The sequence below is a fragment of the Dyella dinghuensis genome, assembly GCF_003977615.1.
Taxonomy (GTDB): domain Bacteria; phylum Pseudomonadota; class Gammaproteobacteria; order Xanthomonadales; family Rhodanobacteraceae; genus Dyella_B; species Dyella_B dinghuensis.
The window spans coordinates 104,340-124,227 of sequence record NZ_RYZR01000002.1 but is presented as its reverse complement, the minus strand read 5'-3'; the positions used below and the strand labels follow the sequence as shown (position 1 = coordinate 124,227).

Below are 19,888 nucleotides of genomic sequence, written 5' to 3'. Positions count from 1 at the left end.
TTCCGCCTTCACGGAAATCAAAGCCCTGCTTTGCCATGATCGGGGTCTTGCCTGGGCCACGAAAGGTGCTGCGTCATGAGCATTCGCAATGTCGCCGATGTCCTCGTCGAAACACTGGCCCAAGCAGGCGTCAAACGAATACATGGCCTGGTGGGCGACAGCCTCAATGGCATCACCGAATCGCTGCGCCAGCGCAAAGACATCGAGTGGATTCACTACCGGCATGAAGAAGCGGCGGCGTTTGCCGCGTGCGCCGAATCGCAATTGACGGGTGAACTGGCCGTCTGTGCCGGCTCCTGCGGACCGGGCAACCTGCATCTGATCAACGGCCTCTACGACGCGCAACGATCGCGCACACCGGTACTGGCCATTGCGGCACATATCCCTTCGGCGGAAATCGGCAGCGGATATTTTCAGGAAACGCATCCGCAGAATCTTTTCCGCGAATGCAGTCATTATTGCGAGCTCGTCAGCAGCAACTCGCAGATTCATCGCGCTGCAGCCATCGCAATTCGCACAGCCGTTGGACAACGCGGCGTGTCGGTGTTGGTCATTCCGGGCGATGTGGCGCTTTCCGAATCGAGCGGCCCCGTTGCCTCAGGCGTGAGCTTGCGCCCTGTCGCACCGAAGGTGACGCCCACCGATGAACAACTCGACAAACTGGCCGCACTACTCGGCAGTGGCCGCAAGGTGACATTGTTCTGCGGGCGCGGCTGCGCTGGTGCGCATGATGAGGTGATTCGTCTCGCCGAGACCTTGAAAGCGCCGGTCGTGCACGCGCTCGGTGGCAAGGAACACGTGGAATGGGATAACCCTTACGACGTGGGCATGACGGGGTTGATAGGCTTCAGCTCCGGCTACGAAGCCATGATGAATTGCGACACCTTGTTGCTGCTCGGCACCGACTTTCCGTATCGGCAGTTCTTTCCGGACGATGCAAAAATCTGCCAGATCGACCTGCGCGCTGAAAACCTCGGACGCCGCTGCCATCTGGACCTTGGACTGGTTGGCGATGTGGGTGCGACCATTGCGGCGTTGCTTCCCAAATTGAAAGCGTCGAGCAGCGATGCTCATCTGAAAACGAGCCTTGCCAACTATCAAAAGGCGCGCGAAGGCCTCAACGATCTTGCCGTCGGCAAGGCAGGCAACAAACCCATTCATCCGCAATACGTCGCCAAAGTCGTCAGCGATCTCGCGAGCGACGATGCCGTGTTCACCTGCGACGTCGGCACACCTACCATCTGGGCGGCGCGCTATCTGCATATGAACGGCAAGCGTCGCCTGCTCGGTTCATTCGTCCACGGCTCAATGGCCAACGCGATGCCGCAGGCGATCGGTGCACAAACAGCTTATCCAAAACGACAAATTGTCAGCCTTTCAGGTGATGGCGGATTCGCCATGCTCATGGGCGACTTGCTGACACTGGTGCAACACAAGTTGCCGGTGAAGATCGTGGTCTTCAACAACGGCACGCTGGGTTTTGTCGAGCTGGAAATGAAAGCTTCCGGTTTTCTGCCTGTTGGCGTAACGCTCGACAATCCCGACTTTTCCGCCGTAGCGCGCGCAGCAGGCATTTATGGCGTACGCGTAGAAGATCCGGCCGATCTGGAAAAAGCCATTACCGATGCCTTTGCGCACGAAGGGCCGGCGCTGGTCGACGTGGTAACCAATCGGCAGGAATTGTCGATGCCGCCGAAGATCCAGCTGGAACAAGTGAAGGGTTTCAGCCTGTGGGCTTTGCGAACCGTCATGAATGGGCGTGGCGACGAACTGGTCGAATTGGCCCGCAGCAACATACGCCGTTGATGCAAACGGTGTGCGCGGGCTGACGCACACCGCCACATCAACCGATGCCGATGCGCCGCGTGATTTTTCCGATCAACTCCACGCACGTCTTGATATGCAGGACGTACGTCGCGGCAAAATAAACGATGCCGTAAGCCGAAAGCACAAACAGCGCCCTGAAAATCGGTCCGTAATTGGGCAAGTAATATTCGACGACGCACGCCAACAGTGCGGCAATGCACGCCGCGCCCCAGAGCTTCCCCATCATCACGGCGGAAACGCCGGTCGGGCCCAGCCGCTTGTTCATCTTCCTGCGCAACAGATGAAACTCGATCCACCCCGCTACGCCCGCGGAAGCAGTCAGGCCTACGGCACCCCATTGCATCGCAATGCCGAACCATCGTGGTAGCAGCAATGCACTCGCCAGCCCAAGCACTGCGGTAAAGGCAAGCCTCACCAAAGCAAAACGTAGCGGCGTTCGCGTATCACGCAATGCGTAATACGTCGACGCATAGAGGCGCCCGAACGTCGACGCCAGCAGCCCCACGCCCGAACCCGCGAGAATCGCCCAAACGTACAACGAATCCTTGCTGGTGAACGCACCGGATTGATAAAGCGCCGCAACTACAACGTTGCCCAGCGCAAAAAACGCCATCGCCGATGGCACGATAAAGAAGGCGATGCGTTCAAGCCCGTTATTCAAACGCACAGAAAGCTTGGCAGCGACATCCGCATTAAGCTCTTCGCCCGCCATGCGGGAAAGCGTGGGCAATTCCGACGCAGAAATGGCCATGCCAAACAAGCTCACAGGCAGCAGATTGACGGACGATGCCGTCGTCATGCCTGCAATGGCGCCGCTGCCGAGCAATGTGGAAATGGCCTGATCGACAAACGCACTGATCTGCACCACGCCACGACCGATCGCCACGCCCAGAAAACTACCGCCTACCTGCTGCACATGCGCACTACGAAGATCGAGCCGAAAACGCATACCCGGCGCGAGCTTCAACACCGGCCCCAGCTGCACCAAAAACTGCAGTAAACAACCGAGCACCGTGCCCCATGCGAGATAGACGATAAGGTGGTTCGCATCGAGATGACGAAAGATCAGCATGGTCAGAATCATCGATAGATTCCAGACCACCGGCGCCGCGTAAGAAAGGAAAAACTTATGGTGACTATTGAGAATGCCAAGACACCATGCCGACCACACCAGAATGCCGGTGCCGGGGAAAAGAATCCGTACGATGAGAATCGTCAGCTCACGCTTCTCGCCGGTATAGCCGGGCGCGATCAACCACAAAAGATACGGCGTTGCCAGCACACCCAATGCAACGATGATCGAAATGATCAACGCGAGAATTGCCGCGATGGCTCCGGCCAGTTTGTCGGCGTCTTCTTGTTTGTTTTGCGCAAGCAATCGCGCATACACCGGAATGAAGGATGCCGATAGCACGCCTTCGCCGAACAGGTTCTGCAGAAAGTTGGGAACACGCAGCGCCGCGCTGAAAATATCGGCGGCATCGGAAAGACCGAAATAGTGCGAAAACACGCGCTGCCGCACCAGCCCGAAAAGTCGGCTGCAAAGAATGCCCGCTCCCACCAGGAAGGCATGCCCCCGGCCCGCTTCTTTCGTCATACCGACCTGTGTCACTGCAAAACGGTAAGCGTAACACCTGTTTGCTTATAGCTATCCTTGCGGCCGATTCCCTTGTTGCCCGCCGCCCCTACCTCACCGTCATTCCGGCGCAGGCCGGAATCCAGTGACTATGTAGCACCGATTTTCGCGATAACTTCGCTTAATCGTTAGCAGAATCTATAGAGCGGGATCGCGAAAATCGAGCGATACAGTCACTGGATTCCGGCCTGCGCCGGAATGACGGTGAGGGGGTTTTAACGGTGTTAGCGCCTCAACGCGACCGCGGCTGGCCGTCGATCACAATGTAGTGCCGCTCCCCACGCTGAGCGTCGAAATACACGGCGGTGAGCTGCCCGCTGCCGGGGTCGACAAAGCGCTCCCCGGTGTCTTTCCAGCTCGGATCGGGCCCCGTATGCAGCAGCGGCTTGTAGCGCCAACGCTCGATGGCCAGCCCCACGATGAGCAGCAAGCCGCCGAACAGTAGCTGCGGCAGCAGGGCGATCATTACGCCGGTCACGGCGGCAATTGCCGCCCCGATCAGCAGCAAACCGCCCAGCACGTACATCACGAGGGGAAGCATGAAACGGCCACCGATCAAGTTGGCGGATCCAGCACCACCGCGGTGCCGTAGGCCACGATTTCGCTCATAGTCTGGCCGATTTCCGCGGAATCGAAACGCATCATCACCACGGCATTGGCACCCATCAGCTTGGCGTTGGACACCAGGCGGTCCAGCGCGTGGCGACGCGCCTCTTCCAGCATCTGGGTGTACTCGTGGATCTCGCCGCCGACCAGCGAGCGTAAGCCCGCGACCATATTGCCGCCGATACCGCGGCTGCGGACCACCACGCCAAACACCTGGCCTTTCACCTGCACCACCTGATGACCTGGCACGTTCTCAGTCGTTACCACCAGCATACCCTTGCCTCCCAATGTCCGACTAAAGCGGTGTTGGTAAGAAAGATACGCTTCGCCATGCATTACCGATAGTGGGAGCTCCCTTACCCAACGCCATCTCATGGCACGTATGCGGTTAACAGGAGCTATGGCACCATCGGTTGTCCAAAGGTCGTTTTTACAAGGAAAAACATACATGATGCCGAGCCGGATCAAGACATTGGCATGGAGCCTGATGCTGGGCGCGGGACTGGTATCGACCAGTTTCTACGCCAGCGCGGATACGCCCGCTGCAGCGACCGCTTCCGATGGCAAAGTGCTACGCGCCACGTTGGATAACGGCTTGCGCGTGGTGATCGTGCGCGAAACGTTGTCGCCCATGGTCACCACCCAGATCACCTATCTAGCAGGTGGCTACCAGACGCCGGACAGATTCCCAGGCACGGCGCATGCGCTGGAACACATGATGTTCCGCGACAGCAACGGCATGACCGGCGCGCAGCTCAATGAAATGACCGGCAAGATGGGCGCGGACAACAACGCGTTCACCACCAACGATGCGACGCAGTATTACTTCGTCGCACCGTCCAATTATCTCGACATCCTGCTGCATATCGAATCGACGCGCATGGAAGGCGCACAGCTGACACAGAAAGACTGGGAACGCGAACGCGGCGCGATCGAGCAGGAAGTGTCGCGCGACATTTCCGATCCAGGCTATCTCGCTTTCCAGAATGCCCAGCGCGTTCTTTATGCGGGCACGGGCTACGCGGAAGATGCGCTGGGGACTCGCCCATCCTTCGACAAGACGACTTCCGCCGATCTTCAATCTTTTTACAAGAATTGGTACGCGCCAAACAATGCACTACTCGTGATCGTCGGCGATGTGGATCTGCAACAGACACTGGCCAAAGTGCATGAGTTGTTCGACAAGATTCCCAAGCGCACCGCGACCGCTGCCGTCCCGGTAAAGCTGCAAGCGATCAAGTCGGAGACGATTGCGAACACCACGCCAAAGGGCACGGGCTCGGTGCAATTCATGTTTCGCATGCCCGGCTTGATGACCAAGGACAACGCGGCCGCCCAAGTCTTGATGGATGTGCTCACCAACGCACGAAGCTCGCTGGCCGCGTTAGCGGTAGATGGCAAAGTGTTGTCGACAGATGCCGGGATTCAACCCTTCAGCTACGGCGGCGTCGGTGTCGTCGAAGTCGGTTTCCCCAAAGGCGGCGATGCCAAAAAGGCACAAGCCGATCTGGAAGGTGTGATCAACGGTCTGCTGAAGAACGGGGTGCCCGCGGATCTTGTGGAAGCATCGAAGAAATCGGAAATCGCGCAGGCCGAATTCAACAAGAACAGCGCCGTGACGCTGGCCAGCGCATGGTCGCAAGCAATCGCCTGGATGGGCCTGAATTCGCCTGAAGAAGCGGAAGATCAGATTCGCGCCGTAACCGTGGATGACGTCAACCGCATCGCACGCCAATACCTGCAACCCGACCAACGCGTCACCGTCGTGCTGACACCCGCCGACAACGGCAAGCGTCCGCCGGATAGCGCTGGCTTCGGCGGTTCCGAATCGTTCGCTGGCGATGACAAACTCGATGCACCGTTGCCTGCGTGGGCAGCCGATAAGCTGAGCAAGCTCGACATGCCGCGCTGGACGCTGGCCCCCGTGCAGATGAAGCTCCGCAACGGCATTCGCCTGATTGTGCAGCCGGAGAACATCAGCAAGACCATCACCGTGCTGGGTCACATCGATAACAACGCGAAATTGCAGGAACCCACCGGACAGGATGGCGCAGCGCGTTTGCTGTCCACGTTGTTCGATTACGGTTCGGCCACGCTCGATCGCGATGCGTTCCATAAGGCGCTAGACGACATCTCCGCCAATGAAACCGGCGGCACGGATTTCGGCGTGGCGGTGCTCACCGATCAGTTCGATCGCGGCATGCAATTGCTGGCAGACAACGAACTGCACCCCGCGCTACCGCAGGACGGTTTCGCCGTGCAGCAGGACACGCTGGCACGCACGCTGGCTGGCGAGATGCAAACGCCGCAATACAAGATGTCGATTGCCTTGAGGAAAGGATTGCTGCCTGCTGGTGACCCTGACCTACGCCTGCCGACACCGGAAACCGTGAAGGCATTGACGGTACAGAACCTCAAGGACTACTACGCAAAAACCTATCGCCCGGATCTCACGACCATCGTCGTGGTAGGCGATATCACGCCAGAAAAAGCCAAGGCAACGGTGGAACGCTACTTCGGTCAATGGAAAGCAGAAGGTCAGAAGCCCGATGTCATTTCCAAGCCGATACCGGTGAATCCTGCGGGCTATGCGGCCGTCGATAACCCCTACGCATCGCAGGACACCGTGCTGATCGGTCAGGCGCTTGAACTGAACATGCACAATCCGGATCGCTACGCCTTGCAGCTTGGCAACGATGTGTTGGGCGGTAATGGGTTTGCATCACGGCTGATGACCGACATTCGCGTCAAGCACGGTTATGCGTACGGCGCCGGTTCTGGCATGCGCTTCGATCGCTCTCGCTCGATCTTCTTCATTCAATACGGCAGCGATCCGCAAAAGGTATCGGCGGTTGACGATCTCATCCGCAAAAATCTTCTGGATATGCAGAACACACCGGTGAAGGATTCGGAGCTGACCAATGCACGTCAGTATGAAATCCGATCCATCCCCGTAAGCGTTGCGAGCATCGACAGCATCGGCCGTTCATTGCTGACATGGGCGTGGCACGACGAACCGCTCGATCAGCCGATGGTGGCTGCCAAGTACTACTTGCAGCTCACTCCCGCACAAGTGCAAGCGGCGTTCAAGAAATACCTGAAGCCGCAGAACCTGATGCAGGTTGTACAGGGACCGCCACCGGCGAAGCACTGAAGAAAAAGCCCCGCAATGCGGGGCTTTTTTTACGCACGCCATTGCGAAAATGGAGTCGATCAGGCCACCGCTTTCTTCAATCGTTTCGGACGTTCGAGATTTGGCAGGAACACCGCCAGCACACCGATCAACGGCAAGTATGCGCACAGCGAATACACATAATCGATACCGTGCACATCCGCAACGCGTCCGAGCACCGCGGCACCAATACCGCCCATGCCGAATGCAAAGCCGAAGAACATGCCGGAAATCATGCCCACGCGTCCCGGAATCAACTCCTGCGCATAGACGAGAATCGCCGAAAATGCAGACGACAGGATCAGGCCGATCACCACGCTCAACACGCTCGTCCAGAAAAGGTTCGCATGCGGCAACGCCAGCGTGAAAGGCGCCACGCCTAGGATCGATACCCAGATCACCCACTTGCGCCCCACCCTGTCGCCAATCGGGCCGCCAAAAAACGAACCGGCCGCGACCGCAAAGAGGAAGATGAAAAGATGCATCTGCGCGCTTTGCACGGACAGACCGAACGTGTGGATCAAATAAAACGTGTAGTAGCTGCTGATGCTCGCCAGATAGAAATACTTGGAGAAGATCAGCAGCCCCAGAATCAACAGCGCCATGACGATGGTGTTGCGGCTCAACGTTTCGCCGGTCGTGTGACGCACAACGTTGCCGCGGCTGACATGATGCAGGCGATACCAACGCCCCACCTGCATCAACACCACCATCGCGAGCAACGCAGCAAGCGAGAACCACGCAACGCTGCCACGGCCATGCGGAACGATGACCCACGCTGCCAGCAACGGTCCGATTGAAGAGCCGGTGTTGCCGCCGACCTGGAACAACGACTGGGCAAGTCCATGCTGACCACCCGATGCCAGACGCGCCACGCGCGAGGACTCCGGATGAAACACGGACGAACCGGTTCCGACCAACGCTGCTGCCACCAGCAGCACGGCGAAATTCGGCGCGACCGCCAGCAGCAACAGACCGCACAAGGTAAAGCCCATGCCCACCGGCAACGAGTACGGCATCGGTTTGCGATCCGTCACCACGCCGACCAGCGGCTGCAGCAGCGAAGCCGTCACCTGGTAGGTCAGCGTGATCAGGCCGATCTGCCCGAAGCTCAGATTAAAACCGCCTTTGAGGACCGGATAGATCGCCACGATCAACGACTGAATCATGTCGTTGAGCAGATGCGAAAAACTGATGGCGCCCAGGATCGCGTAATCCGTGCGCTGCACGGGGGCGGTAACCGGCATCGGTTCCGCTTCGACGGGCGTAGGCAGTGCAAGGGATTCGGCTGTGTTTTCCATAAACTCGGGGGAGTGGGGACTCGATTTGCGTCGATGCGGGTCACACCTTAAAGTAGGACGTCGCGGCCTGCATGCACTATCGGGTCATTCATTGTCGAATTCGGGCCAATTGTGCGAAATACTCGCGTTAGCGCCTACGAAGACACCCCGCGCGACGTCGTCGCCACCGGCAACGATTATCCAGCCGGCACGGTATTGCCCAGCCATACGCACAAGCGCGGACAGTGCCTGTACGCCATTACCGGCGTACTGACCGTGACCACTACCGAGGGCAGCTGGGTGGTTCCGCCGCGCCGTGCGCTCTGGATTCCTGCTGGCGCGGCTCACGTCGTGCACATGGGTGGCCCGACCAGCACTCGCAGTGCCTACGTTCTTCCCGAAGCGGCCGAGAGAGCGGCCCTGCCGGAACATTGCACCGTCATCAGCGTCTCGCCCCTGCTGCATGCTCTGCTGTCGGAAGCCGTGGATTTACCGGCCGAATACGCACTGGGCGGCCGCGACGATCACCTGATGCGTCTGCTGATCAATGAAATTGCGACGATGCCCGCGCTGCCGTTGAACACACCGCTGCCGCAGGATCCACGTCTGGCTCAGCTCTGCCATGCGATGATCCAGGCTCCCTCGCTGGAAATCGACATCGACACGATGGCGCACAAAGCCGACATGAGTCGCCGCAGTTTTACCCGCCTTTTCCGCCAGCAAACCGGCATGAGCTTCAGCAACTGGCGACAGCAGGCGTGCCTGCTCGCAGCGCTGGCCCGGCTGGGGCGCGGGCAATCGGTGACGCACGTCGCGATTGAGCTTGGTTACAGCAGCACCAGCGCTTTTACCGCCGCTTTTCGGCGCACACTGGGCGCTGCGCCCAGTCATTACTTGATTCCGCATAAGGTAGACGTGGTATGACGCAAGCCGATTCCGATGTCACATCCGTGTCAACGCGCTCACGCAAGATGGCAAAACAGAGTCCCGCACGCGCGGGCAAGGCCTCGCCATCCAAGGATCGCTCCGTGGATGACGCACCGATGAGCAAACGCCACGAGCAAGATGCCATGTCCGCTGCCACCGCCGCCGAAGTCACTGCATCAACGCCGACACCGACCGTCGACCTGAACGACAAGGCGTACTACATCCATCGCGAGCTCTCGCAGCTGCAGTTCAATAACCGCGTGCTGGAACAAGCGCTCGACGAACGCACGCCGCTGATGGAACGGCTGAAATTCCTGCTGATCTTTTCCAGCAACATGGACGAGTTCTTCGAGATCCGTGTTGCAGGCCTGAAGAGCCAGTTGGCATTCGGGCACGAAATTGCCGGACCGGATGGCATTCAACCGCGACAGGCGCTCGCCGAGATCAGCGAGATCGCGCATCGCCAGATCACTCGCCAGTACGCCATCCTCAACGAACGCTTGTTGCCGGAACTGGACAAACACGGCATCCGCATCGTGCGCCGCGAAAGCTGGACGGCCGCGCAGAAGCGTTGGGTGCATCGCTACTTCCGCCAGGAAGTCGCGCCGATGATGACGCCGATCGGCTTGGATCCGACCCATCCGTTCCCGTTACTCGTCAACAAAAGCCTGAACTTCATCGTCGAGCTGGAAGGCGTGGATGCGTTCGGCCGCGATTCGGGCCTGGCAATTCTGCCTGCACCGCGTGTGCTCCCGCGCACCATCCGTTTGCCTGACGATGTCTGCGAAGGCGGCGAGAATTACGTACTGCTTTCTTCCATCATCCATGCGCACGCCGACGAGCTGTTCCCCGGCATGGAAGTGCGCGGTTGCTATCAATTCCGTTTGACGCGCAACGCCGACCTCACCATCGATCCGGAAGAAATGGATGATCTCGCCCGCGCGTTGCGCGGCGAATTGTCTTCGCGCCGATTCGGTGATGCCGTGCGCTTGGAAGTAGCCGATAACTGCCCGAAGAAACTGACCGACTATCTGCTCAAACAATTCGGCCTGAGCGAAGCCGAGCTTTACGAAGTGAACGGCCCGGTCAACCTCACCCGTCTTTTCGGCATCGTGAGCCGTTGCCAGGATCCTACGCTGCAGTACCCGCCTTTCGTGCCGGCCATTCCGAAGTCGCTGAAAAAGGCTGAGGATTTGTTCCAGGTGATCAACAAGCAGGATGTGCTGTTGATCCACCCTTACGAATCGTTCTCCACCGTTGTCGACCTCGTGCGCCAGGCCGCGAAAGATCCGGCCGTGCTCACCATTGAGCAGACGCTTTATCGCACCGGCGCCAATTCCGAGATTGTGGATGCGCTGGTGGAGGCCGCGCGCGCCGGCAAGGAAGTGATTACCGTCGTCGAGCTGCGCGCCCGCTTCGATGAAGAATCCAACCTTGGCCTCGCCACGCGCTTGCAACAAGCCGGCGCCGTGGTGATCTACGGCGTGGTGGACGTCAAGACACACGCAAAACTCATTCTGATCCAGCGCCGCGAAGGCCAGAAGCTGCAACGCTACGCGCATCTAGGCACCGGTAATTACCACAGCGGCAATGCCCGCCTGTACACCGATTACAGCTTCCTGACCTCCGACGCTGCACTCTGCGAAGACGTGCACAAGCTTTTCAGCCAGCTCACCGGCATGGGCAAGCTGCTTAAAATGAAGAAGCTGCTGCATGCGCCGTTCACGCTGAAGAAGTCGTTGCTCGACATGATCGCGCGTGAAACCGCGCATGCCGAAGCGGGCAAACCGGCTCACATCATCATCAAGATCAACGCGCTGACCGACGCGAAGATGATCCGCGCGCTGTACAAGGCAAGCATCGCAGGCGTGAAGGTCGATCTGATCGTTCGCGGCACTTGCTGCCTTCGCCCCGGCATTCCGGGTGTTTCGCAGAACATTCGCGTTCGCTCGATCATCGGCCGTTTCCTTGAACACAGCCGTGCTTATTGGTTTGCGAACGACGGTGATGAGGTTCTTTACCTGGCGAGCGCCGACCTGATGGAACGCAACCTGGATCGTCGCGTGGAAACGGCCTTCCCGATCGAAGATCGCAAATTGCGCCAGCGCATTCGCAAGGATCTGGACATCTACCTGTGCGACAACACCACCGCGTGGGTGCTGCAGTCGGATGGGCAATATGTGCGATTGCAGCCGACGGACTCGCAGACACCGCATGACGTGCAGCAACAGCTGCTGGAAAAATATTGCGGCCCGGGCGCACCAACAGGCAGATAAATCCAACGTTACGCATGGCGTTGCTTACGCACCCACGCTACCCGTGTTTGGCGAAGCCGTCCGCGTTACCAGCCGTTCCACCGCATCCGCCAATGACGGTGGAACGAGTCCTTGCGCCAGCTGCCCCGACGGCGGCGCCTTAATCGCCGCCGTACACCCTTCGTCGTCACAAACCTGACCCAACCGGTCACACCCTACTGAAAGAAGGGGCGTCAAACGCCGGTAATTCAATGCGAAACCACCCGTTGAGCCCATTAACGGGCTGGCACGGCCCCTGCATGATTGCTGCAGAATAATGACCGGCAGTTCCCCACCCCCACAGGAAGTCCACAATGGGGGTGCCATGGTCGATCTATGACATTGATCGGGCGTGAGAGAGGAACACCGGAGTCAGGCCATGGGACGCGTAAGCGGAGCCCATGGCCACTTCAGAAACAAGGGGCTGAGGTGACGACGGACGTTTTACCAAAGGGATGGCAGCACCGCAGGTGGCTTCTGGCTGCCCTGCCTTTTGTCTGGCTGATCCTGTTTTCGCTGCTGCATGCCACTCCAGGCTTTCCGCTTCGTGGCGCGTGGCGCGAAGTCGTTCGCGGCGACGCGCCCGCGCGGATCGTGGATGCGTTCCGCCATGGAGCGTTGCGCTCCTTCAATCCGGCCATGTTGCAGCGATTCCCACGCGACACGCTGGGCAGTTGGGTCGTGCTCCAGCCTCTACCCATTCGGGACGGCGACGAACGTGTGCTTTCGATCTACCCCGCTCCGCTCGGATCCATAACGCTGTACGGCGCGAACAACGTACCCATCCGCACACTCGCACTGGACGATTTTTCTGCCCCGCTGCACGGGCACGGTCGTCTGGCGTTCCGCCTGACCACCGTCGAAAGCGGCACCGCCGAACCGATTCTCCTGAAGTTCGAACCGAGCGACACGCTCGCCGCGCCCGAGCGCTTCGAACTGCAGAACCTCGACGATTACCTGCAGGAAGACTCCAACTGGCTTGCCTTTGCCACTGCATGCTTTGCGGTGATGGTGGCCATGGCGCTGATGGCGTTGTGCTTCGCGATCATTCTGCGCGACATGACCTTTGCCTGGTACACCGGCTACATGCTTTGCTATGTGATCGTGCAAGGTGTGCAGACGGGGTTCCTGTTTCATCCGTTAGGCATGAGCTGGCTCGCCGGCTATGAAACGCTGGTGGGTGCATCGGCCGTCGCATTATCGGTCTCTTTCGCCGCGTTGTTTATCGGCCGCTTCTGCGATCTTTCCCGTTATGCCTCGGCCTTGCGCGTGCCCGTCGTAGCGCTGGGTATCGGCATGACGCTGATCGTGCTGCTGCGCTGCAGCCACATTGCGCCACTCGTGACGATGGCGCAGACGCTTATCAACCCTGTGCTGATGCTCGGCGCGCTACTGCTGTTGATCACTGCGCTGACTGCCGGCGTGCGTGGCTCGCGCCAGGCGTGGTTCTTCCTCGTTGGCTGGACGCCCTTGCTGGTGCTGACGGCGATGACGAGCGCACAGGTAACCGGCGCGCTACCTACGCTGGATTGGCTCAACGATGCGAGCATTGCGATGGGTGCGTTCGAGGCCATCGTGCTGTCGCTCGGCCTTGCCGACCGTGCGCTGACGATGCGGCGCGACCGCGATAGCGTACGCGTGCTAGCCGATCGCGATGCGCTTACCAATCTGCTCAACCGTCGTGCGTGGACGGAAGCTGCCAGCAAAATGATGGCGGACACCGCCAACACGAATCAGCCGGTTGCGCTGCTCTTTCTCGATCTCGATCATTTCAAGACGCTCAATGATCGCCAGGGTCACGCCGCTGGCGACCGCGCGCTGGTTGCCGTTTCCGAAGTGCTCAGCCACGAATTGCGCCCTTCCGATTTGCTGGGGCGTTACGGCGGCGAAGAATTCGTCGCCATGCTGCACGGTACGAATCAGGAACAGGCCACGCAAGTTGCCACGCGCCTGTGCCGGCGCGTGCACCGGCTGGAAATTCCGGTGGATCAAAAAGACCTGTTGCTCAGCGTGAGTATTGGCCTGGCGATGCGCAGCCTGGGCGATACGCTGGAGTCACTGATCGAACGCGCCGATCAGGCGATGTATTACGTCAAGCTCAACGGCCGCAATCATGTGCATACGTTTGAGCGGCGGGCGGGAATGATCAGCGGCCATCACAAATCCCGTCATTCGCGCGAACAAGAGCGCTGACGCCTTCTCTCCGTTGCAGGAGAGAAGGCTCGGCGATATCTCTTAGACTTACTTGCGTACGGCTAGTTTCTTCGCGGCAGCGACGACCTCTGTGTCACCCGGCAACACGAGGAATGCTGCACCGGCGAGCGGTGTGTAGGTATCGGCACCGACCACGCGCTCGAGCGGCGTGCTGCCGTAACCGGCTTCGACGATGGCGGTGATGACACCCTCGCCCACACCCGCGCTCTTGCGTCCTTCATCGAGCACAAGAATGCGCTTGGCGTTCTTCGCCTGTGCCGCAATGAACGCGTCATTGAGCGGCGCCAGCCAGCGAAGGTCGACGACGCGCGTTTTCCAGCCGAGTTCTTTTTCGATGGTACGCGCCGAACGCAAGGCCATCGGCACGCCGTTGCCGAAGGTGAAGATCACCAGGTCGTTGGCTTTGTCGTCATAGACGCGGCCTTCGCCCAACGTCATCGCTTCACCCGGCTCGGGATACGCGAACTGCCACTGACCATCGCCCGCTTCGTAGAGATCCTTCGTCATGTACAGCGCGATAGGCTCAAGATATGCGCAGACACGGCCATCGACCTTGGCCAGCGCCATCATGGTACGCAACATGGTGGCGGCATCGTCGCCGCGGCTTGGGCAACCGACGACGAGACCGGGAATGTCGCGTAGTGCGGTAATTGAGTTGTCGTTATGGAAGTGACCACCGAAGCCACGCTGATAACCCAACGCCGCAATGCGCATGACGAGCGGGTTGCGGTACTGGTTGTTCGAGAAGAACTGCAGCGACGCCGCCTCGCCGCGAATCTGGTCGCATGCGTTATGGAAGTACGCCAGATACTGAATTTCCGGGATCGGCAGCATGCCCATGTTGGCGTAACCCTGGGCAAGACCGAGGATCACGGTTTCATCGAGCAATGTGTTGAAAACGCGGCTGCCCTTGAAGGCTTTCTGCAGGCCCTTGGTCACGGTGTAGACGCCGCCCTTCTGTGCGACGTCCTCGCCAAACAGCAGCGTTTCCGGATATTTGGCCATGACATCGTGCAAGGCCTGATTGATCTGGATGGCCAGATGACGCGGCGGCTGCTTCTCAGGCAGTTTTTCTTCGCCACCGAATACAGCGATACGCTTGTCGTTGTAATCGGCGCGTTCTGCTTCGGCTTTCACCTTCGCGGGCGTGTATGGCGCGAGTGGCGCCATCACGTCATCGAGACGCTCAAGCTTCGGGCTGCGATCGGCCTCTTCCGCCGCTGCGAAGCAGCGCTTGCGGAAAGTGTCGTTGAGCGCGAGCAATTCGTCTTTCGTGTAAAGGCCCGATTCGAGCGCGATGGCAGCGGAACGCAACAGCGGATCGGAGGCTTCGACCGCAACCAGTTCTTCAATGCTGCGCCATTCGATTTCGAAATCGGTACCCGCATGACCCATGATGCGCGTGGTCTTCAGATGCAGGAACGTCGGGCGGCGCGTGTTACGGCAATGATCGACCGCACGCTGCACCTGTGCGTAACCTTCGGCCAGATCGAGGCCGTCGGCAAAGAAGTAATCCAGATCCGGGCGATGCTGGAAGTTGTTGGCCACCCAACCACTCGGCGTCTTTACCGAAATACCGATGCCGTTGTCTTCGCACACGAACAGCACGGGTGCGGGAAGTTTCTGGTAGGCCGTCCATGACGCTGCATTGAAGGCCGTTTGCGCGGTCGCGTGGTTGCTGGACGCGTCGCCGAACGAGCAAATGGCGATGGAATCATCCGGTATCGGCAACCGATGACCGATGCGGCGCGCCTGTTCGATGGCAACGGCGGTGCCCAGCGCTTTCGGCAAATGCGAAGCAATGGTCGATGTTTGCGGCAATACCCAAAGCGGTTTGCTGCCCCACACTTTATGACGTCCGCCCGATGCCGGATCAGCTTTGCTTGCTGCAAACGACATTGCCGAATCCATCACCGGATCCATGCCTGGCAGCTTGCGGAAGCGCTCGGCCATGAAACCGCCGGAACGGTAGTGCAGGAACGCCGGGTCGGTATGCCGCGTCAGACGCGCGACCATTGCGTTGCCTTCATGACCGGAACTGCCGATGGTGTAAAACACCTTGTTCTGCACGCGCAAGACACGCGCCATCAGATCCAGATGACGCGAGATCAGCTGCGATTCCAGCAGTTCACGGAATCCACGGGCATCCAGCGCACTGCCCGGCAAGATCGGATCGTTGTCGCGCGGCTTGGCGCGAACGTTACCGTTCCACAACTGCAAGAACTCCGTGAAGTTCTGATCGACGATCTCGGCGCGGTTGAAGCCCTTGTGACGGGCGGCGATGGGATTGGCGGACATGATGTGTATGTTTCTCGTTTAAGACGGATCGCGGGATCGCGAATCAAAAATCAGTGCGGTGCATGAGAACCGGCAGCGTTAGAAAACACAATCGATTGCGCAGGGACGGGCTGATCGCTGTCATCTGCGTCGCAGCCATTGTTCTCGCGTTTGTCCCCAAATCTCGGCCACCCTGCCCTGATACGGTGGCGGCATATCTAGTTTGCGCTGCAAGGTAGAACCAAGACGTTTGGCGAGTGCGATCGAGGCGGCATTGTCGGAATCGATGGAGTGAATCATGTCGCTCCAGCCCAGGTGCTCGAACGTCCAGTCGATGGCAGCGACACATCCCTCGTAGGCATAGCCTTTGCCCCACGCTTCGCGCGCCAGCCCCCAACCGACTTCCGTGCCGGGCCAACCCACCGGATGCCACGGCCCGAGGCGACCGATCCAGCGCCCGGTTTCTTTCTCGATGACCGAGAACATGGCGAAGCCTTGAATGGCCCATGCACCGGCTAGCGTAAGAAAACCACGCCACGCCAGTTCGCGCGGTTGCTGGCCGCCGATAAAGCGTGCCGCTTCGACGTCCGCCATGTTTTCCGCGTATGCCGCGAAATCATCACCCGCAGGAGGACGCAGAATCAGGCGTTCGGTTTCGATGCGTATATCGGGGATCGACAAAGCTCGGCTCCAAATCAAACACGGCTTTTGCAAACACCTCCTCTCCCCTTTGGGGAGAGGATCGAGGTGAGGGGCCAACCTCGCGAAGGTCTTTCAACAAATCCGCTTCAAGCGAACTCCATCGCAAGAATGGCCCTCATCCCGGCCTTCTCCCCAAGGGGGGAGAAGGGGTCATCTGAGACGCTGAGGTCAGAACGCGTTAATGCCCGTGAGTTCGCGGCCCACCACGAGCTGATGCACGGTTTCGGTGCCTTCGTAGGTGATGACCGATTCCAGATTCAGCGCATGACGAATCGCGGAGTGTTCCACCGTGATGCCCGCGCCGCCGAGGATGTCGCGGCATTCGCGTGCGATATCCAGCGCCATGCGCACGTTGTTCCACTTGGCGAGCGACACCTGCGTGGGCTCCAGCTTGCCCGCATCTTTGAGGCGGCCGAGCTGCAACGACAGCAGCTGTGCGCTGGTGATGCGGCGGGCCATATCGGCCAGCTTCAGCTGGATCGCCTGATTGGCGGCAAGCGGGCGGCCGAACAGGATGCGCTCCTGCGTGTAATCCAGCACTTCCTTCAAGCATGCCTGGGCAGCACCGATCGGGCCCCAGGTAATGCCGTAACGCGCTTGGTTGAGGCAGCCGAGCGGACCTTTCAGACCTTTGACGTTCGGTAAGCGGTTGGCGTCCGGCACGCGCACGTTGTCGAAGAACAGCGCAGAGGTCACCGACGCGCGCAGGCTCATCTTCTTGTGCACTTCCTGCGCGGTGAAACCTTTGGTATCCGTCGGAACGATAAAGCCCTGGATGCCGTCTTCCGTCTGCGCCCACACAATGGCGATATGTGCGATGTTACCGTTGGTGATCCACATCTTGGCGCCATTGATGATCCAATCGCCGCCATCTTTCTTGGCGTTGGTTTTCATGTTCGCCGGATCGGAACCGCCGTGCGGTTCGGTAAGGCCGAAGCAGCCGATGATTTCACCCGCGGCCATCTTCGGCAGGTAATGCATCTTCTGTTCTTCGTTGCCGTAGGCGTAGATCGGATACATGCACAGCGAGCTCTGCACGGAGGCGAAACTGCGCAGGCCCGAATCACCGCGTTCCATTTCCTGGCAGATCAAGCCGTAGCTAACGCCGTTCATCCCGGCACAGCCGTACTTTTCGGGAATGGTGGCGCCCAGTAAGCCGAGGCTGGCGATTTCCGGAATCAGTTCCTTGGGGAAACGCCCTTGATCGAAGCAGTCGCCAATGATCGGCAGGACTTTTTCGTCGACGAAACGGCCGACGGTGTCCTGGACCATGCGCTCTTCGTCAGTGAGCAGGGAGCGGACGTCATACAAGTCGAGCGGATTCAAACGGGCTGCCATAGCGGTTCCGGAAACGGTCGGGGAAGCCCTACATTCTAGCTGGGGGGCTGCTTCCGGGTCATCTCAGGGCGCGGCGGCCCGTCAGCCTGGAGCCAGCTGCGATCCGGGCGGCCGGCCGGGCGCGGCCGGAGCAAACGGCCCGGCCCTCAGAAGTAGTACCCGATGCTCATGAACAGCTGCCCTCGCCAGTCGTTCACGCCCCCGGCCGCGAGGCTCTGGGCGTAGCTGCTGTCGCCGATATAAGGGTCGTTGCGGCCCTCACGCCATTCGACATAGATCGAGAGGAATTTGAGCGAAAACGACGTGCCGACGATCCAGCGTTGCGTGTTGCGGAATTGAGGATCGGATTTCACGTACAGGTCGTAGCTCGTGTACAGCTGCGCATCCTTGATCCATCCGCCGAGATAGCTACCCGGGATCGCGTAGCTCGCATTCGCCTGATAAAGGTTGCCGCGCGTGGCCATGTTGTAGGTGCCGTCATAGCCGCCCACGCTGATCGTCTGGTTGTCGCCCATCGGATTCTTCAGCGACATCGTCTGGCGGGTGTATTGCAGCCTGACGTTCCACGGGCCGTTCTTGCCTGTGTAATGCACAGCAGCGTCATAGCGTTGACCGTCGCGATGCGTGTCGAGGTTGTACAAGGTGGATGTGAGTACGGACGCGCCGAACTCGTTTTTCCACGCGCCCATCTGCACATTTCGCGCGAGCCGCGCCACGAACATGTTTCGCTCGACGTTGCGGCTGCCGCCATCTACGTACGAATCACCCGGTGTCACCACCGTCGAATACGTACTGCCATTGCTGGTGCCGTGACCGCGCCACGCCGGACGCGCGTAATAACCCGTCTGGAGATTCCAGTCGCCGATGTCCTTGATGTACTTAGCACCCACCTCGTCGACGTCTTCCAGTCCCATCGTGAAAGCTACCGTTTCGAGGAACGTGTCGCTATAAAGCCGCTGCAGGCCGAACGGTATTTGATTGAGGCCAACCTGCACCTGCTGGGTGGGATCGAAGCGATAGCCGATCCACGCATATTCCGCGAAATTGATATCGCCAAAGTGATGCGTGTATTGGTACGGATAGTCCTTGCCATAGAAGCGATAGCGGGCCGCACCGATCCAGCTGTCGGAGTTGTATTTGGCGCTCAGCATCAAGGTATCGATACCGAACTCGCGAACGCCACGGCTTGAATCCTGATCGACGCGGGCGCGTATGGCACCGCCCAGATCGAAATTGTCCGTGACCTCGACCGCCAGAACACGTGTACTGAGGAGCATCAGAACTGAAAACACCAAACCAGCCGTGCTTGCCGGCAATCGCTGAAGATTCAAGGCTATCGCATCCTTGCAGGGACAAAATCGAGGCAACCGCGGAAAATCAATGTGGTTGCCGCCAGAGGTCACAGCTATCCTTGTCGGCGACACGCAACGATCACGGAAATACGCGCTTTCACCGACAGGAACGCATCCCGCAGAACACTACCTTGCGAGAAGCTTGACTCACGTCAGCCGTTGCGCCGCGAGCTATGGGAGAAATGCCGAGAATTTCGTCGTCCGCATACGTCATTAGTATTCATTCGAGCCTTTTTCATACATTTCTCCCTGCGCCCTTCCCC

The 19,888-nt window shown here is 59.3% G+C and carries 13 protein-coding genes; 5 read left to right on the top strand and 8 right to left on the bottom strand.

What is annotated here, in order from left to right:
• The first annotated feature begins 75 nt into the window (after positions 1-75).
• The gene (gene poxB, locus EKH79_RS01600; RefSeq protein ID WP_126672046.1) at positions 76-1,806 is read left to right on the top strand and encodes a ubiquinone-dependent pyruvate dehydrogenase; all 1,731 of its coding nucleotides are present in this window, start codon (positions 76-78) and stop codon (positions 1,804-1,806) included.
• Between the two features lie 37 nt (positions 1,807-1,843).
• Here the strand turns inward: poxB and murJ are convergent, their stop codons facing one another.
• From murJ to EKH79_RS01585, 3 genes are all read right to left on the bottom strand, one after another.
• Positions 1,844-3,424 carry a murein biosynthesis integral membrane protein MurJ gene (gene murJ, locus EKH79_RS01595; protein WP_199754087.1) on the bottom strand — a complete coding sequence of 527 codons (1,581 nt, stop codon included), beginning with the start codon at positions 3,422-3,424 and terminating at the stop codon, positions 1,844-1,846.
• 271 nt (positions 3,425-3,695) lie between these two features.
• Positions 3,696-4,022: a hypothetical protein gene (locus EKH79_RS01590; RefSeq protein WP_158621168.1), complete on the bottom strand. Its 327-nt coding sequence runs from the start codon at positions 4,020-4,022 to the stop codon at positions 3,696-3,698.
• A complete protein-coding gene (locus tag EKH79_RS01585) occupies positions 4,019-4,342 on the bottom strand; it encodes a YbjQ family protein (RefSeq protein ID WP_126672044.1) in 324 nt (107 codons plus the stop codon). The genes EKH79_RS01590 and EKH79_RS01585 overlap by 4 nt, the downstream gene beginning before the upstream one ends.
• A 175-nt stretch (positions 4,343-4,517) precedes the next feature.
• Between EKH79_RS01585 and EKH79_RS01580 the strand changes: the two genes are divergently transcribed.
• Positions 4,518-7,223, top strand: a complete 2,706-nt coding sequence (locus EKH79_RS01580; protein ID WP_126672043.1) for a M16 family metallopeptidase — start codon at positions 4,518-4,520, stop codon at positions 7,221-7,223.
• A 59-nt stretch (positions 7,224-7,282) separates the two neighbouring features.
• Here EKH79_RS01580 and EKH79_RS01575 read toward each other — a convergent pair whose 3' ends face one another.
• On the bottom strand, positions 7,283-8,488 hold the full coding sequence (locus EKH79_RS01575) for an MFS transporter (RefSeq protein ID WP_199754085.1): 1,206 nt from the start codon (positions 8,486-8,488) through the stop codon (positions 7,283-7,285).
• Between the two features lie 165 nt (positions 8,489-8,653).
• On the opposite strand from EKH79_RS01575, the gene EKH79_RS01570 reads away from it, so the two are divergent.
• The 3 genes from EKH79_RS01570 (at position 8,654) to EKH79_RS01560 (ending at position 13,935) form a co-directional block, all read left to right on the top strand.
• Positions 8,654-9,445, top strand: a complete 792-nt coding sequence (locus EKH79_RS01570; protein ID WP_126672041.1) for an AraC family transcriptional regulator — start codon at positions 8,654-8,656, stop codon at positions 9,443-9,445.
• A gap of 146 nt (positions 9,446-9,591) precedes the next feature.
• Positions 9,592-11,724, top strand: coding sequence for a polyphosphate kinase 1 (ppk1, locus tag EKH79_RS01565; RefSeq protein ID WP_233590156.1), 2,133 nt, complete (start codon positions 9,592-9,594; stop codon positions 11,722-11,724).
• A gap of 447 nt (positions 11,725-12,171) precedes the next feature.
• Positions 12,172-13,935 carry a sensor domain-containing diguanylate cyclase gene (locus EKH79_RS01560; RefSeq protein ID WP_233590130.1) on the top strand — a complete coding sequence of 588 codons (1,764 nt, stop codon included), beginning with the start codon at positions 12,172-12,174 and terminating at the stop codon, positions 13,933-13,935.
• A 48-nt stretch (positions 13,936-13,983) separates the two neighbouring features.
• Here the strand turns inward: EKH79_RS01560 and EKH79_RS01555 are convergent, their stop codons facing one another.
• From EKH79_RS01555 to EKH79_RS01540, 4 genes are all read right to left on the bottom strand, one after another.
• Complete coding sequence (locus tag EKH79_RS01555; protein ID WP_126672039.1) at positions 13,984-16,254, bottom strand: thiamine pyrophosphate-dependent enzyme; 2,271 nt, start codon at positions 16,252-16,254, stop codon at positions 13,984-13,986.
• 120 nt (positions 16,255-16,374) lie between these two features.
• Positions 16,375-16,914, bottom strand: coding sequence for a GNAT family N-acetyltransferase (locus EKH79_RS01550; RefSeq protein WP_126672038.1), 540 nt, complete (start codon positions 16,912-16,914; stop codon positions 16,375-16,377).
• A 189-nt stretch (positions 16,915-17,103) separates the two neighbouring features.
• The gene (locus EKH79_RS01545; RefSeq protein ID WP_126672037.1) at positions 17,104-18,273 is read right to left on the bottom strand and encodes an acyl-CoA dehydrogenase family protein; all 1,170 of its coding nucleotides are present in this window, start codon (positions 18,271-18,273) and stop codon (positions 17,104-17,106) included.
• Between the two features lie 146 nt (positions 18,274-18,419).
• The gene (locus tag EKH79_RS01540; protein ID WP_199754083.1) at positions 18,420-19,604 is read right to left on the bottom strand and encodes a hypothetical protein; all 1,185 of its coding nucleotides are present in this window, start codon (positions 19,602-19,604) and stop codon (positions 18,420-18,422) included.
• Positions 19,605-19,888 lie beyond the last annotated feature (284 nt).

Excerpts from the sequence above, each read along its gene's own strand:
- poxB (WP_126672046.1), top strand. The coding sequence starts at position 76 with ATGAGCATTCGCAATGTCGCCGATGTCCTCGTCGAAACACTGGCCCAA.
- murJ (WP_199754087.1), bottom strand. The coding sequence starts at position 3,424 with ATGACGAAAGAAGCGGGCCGGGGGCATGCCTTCCTGGTGGGAGCGGGC.
- EKH79_RS01585 (WP_126672044.1), bottom strand. The coding sequence starts at position 4,342 with ATGCTGGTGGTAACGACTGAGAACGTGCCAGGTCATCAGGTGGTGCAG.
- EKH79_RS01580 (WP_126672043.1), top strand. The coding sequence starts at position 4,518 with ATGATGCCGAGCCGGATCAAGACATTGGCATGGAGCCTGATGCTGGGC.
- EKH79_RS01575 (WP_199754085.1), bottom strand. The coding sequence starts at position 8,488 with ATGCCGGTTACCGCCCCCGTGCAGCGCACGGATTACGCGATCCTGGGC.
- ppk1 (WP_233590156.1), top strand. The coding sequence starts at position 9,592 with ATGTCCGCTGCCACCGCCGCCGAAGTCACTGCATCAACGCCGACACCG.
- EKH79_RS01555 (WP_126672039.1), bottom strand. The coding sequence starts at position 16,254 with ATGTCCGCCAATCCCATCGCCGCCCGTCACAAGGGCTTCAACCGCGCC.
- EKH79_RS01545 (WP_126672037.1), bottom strand. The coding sequence starts at position 18,273 with ATGGCAGCCCGTTTGAATCCGCTCGACTTGTATGACGTCCGCTCCCTG.